The following is a 1,449-nucleotide window of genomic DNA, read 5'->3' as shown; positions in this document are numbered from 1 at the left end:
CCCTCTTCTGTCACTTTCCGGGTATTCTGAATAAAAGAATCAAAAGAAAAAACTCTGGAAGGTAAGCAGGGCAATGGATGTAGAATTACAAATCCTGAAGCATTTGGCGAGAGATGCTCACCCAACAGTTGCCATCATAGATGAATATTGTGCAGAGTATAAAGACTTATTTAAAGAAGTAAGAAATTATGAGTGCTTCAAATATTTACACTTAGGAATAATATCAACGATAAAAAGAAAATCATTACCAGAAATAGCAAAAGTAGTAAGTATAAACTCTGCCCAGTCATTACATCATTTTATAGCCTATTCAGACTGGTCAGTAAATGAATTAAAAATCCGAAGATTAAATAAAATCAAGAGAATACTAAATGGTCGAGCAATTACGCTAGTAATAGATGAAACCGGAGATAGGAAAAAAGGTAAGAAGACTGATTATGTGGCTAGACAATATTTGGGAAGCGTGGGGAAAATAGATAATGGGATAGTTTCAGTCAATGCTTATGGAGTTTACTCCAATATAACTTTTCCATTACTTGTAAAAGTATTTAAACCAAAAGGAACATTAAAGGAGTCAGATAAATATAAAACTAAAATAGAGTTAGCATCAGAAATTATTACAGAGTTAATTGAATCAGGATTTAATATTGAATTAGTACTGGCTGATAGCTTATATGGCGAAAGTAGCCAATTTATTAGGAAAATAGCTGAATATAACTTACCTTACGTTGTGTCAATTAGAAGTAATCATGGAGTCTGGTTGCCAGCAGGGCAGAGCGTTAGGGCGAATAAATGGTGTAAGTTTGAGAGAACATTTAGTAATCAAAAATCAGAGACTAGATACATTAGGGAAATAATTTATGGTAAAAAAAGAGCCATAACCTACTGGGAAATAACTACTGACCCAGAAACGATGCCAGAAAATTCTACTTCTTTCGTAATGACAAATCTTCAAGGTAATCTCAAGAAAACTTTAGGAGATTTATATGGATTAAGGACATGGGTAGAATATGGTTTTCGACAGTGTAAACAAGAATTGGGTTGGACAGATTATCGTTTTACTAATTTCCAACATATTGAGAGGTGGTGGGAAATTATTTTTTGTGTTTACACAATGATTAGTTTAAATTCTCCAGCATTTATATGCTTAAATAAATCTCTTAAAATTGAGGCTGAGGTACAGGAAGATAGTTCAGTTGATTTTTCTAATCATAAACAATGGAACCATGAATGCGGATGGAAAAATACTTTAAATAATCTGCGTCTAATTATCCAACCTCTCTTACTTTTTTGGATAATTTACCCTTGGCTAGATATTTTTCCCAATTCACATTTATTGCTGGGATTCAATCATTTAATTGCTGCAATGAATCAATTTAAACCTTGTTATGCTTCTGGATAATTTAACTTATTTACTACTAGCTCACTCCGGAAAGTGACAGAACAGGG

General features: G+C 33.0%; 1 protein-coding gene. It reads left to right on the top strand.

What is annotated here, in order from left to right:
• The first annotated feature begins 73 nt into the window (after nucleotides 1-73).
• The gene (locus BV375_RS31660; protein WP_086767923.1) at nucleotides 74-1,402 is read left to right on the top strand and encodes an IS701 family transposase; all 1,329 of its coding nucleotides are present in this window, start codon (nucleotides 74-76) and stop codon (nucleotides 1,400-1,402) included.
• Nucleotides 1,403-1,449: the final 47 nt, after the last annotated feature.

Source organism: Nostoc sp. 106C, assembly GCF_002154725.1.
In the GTDB taxonomy this organism is placed as follows: Bacteria; Cyanobacteriota; Cyanobacteriia; order Cyanobacteriales; family Nostocaceae; genus Aulosira.
This window is presented reverse-complemented; position numbering and strand designations above follow the sequence as displayed.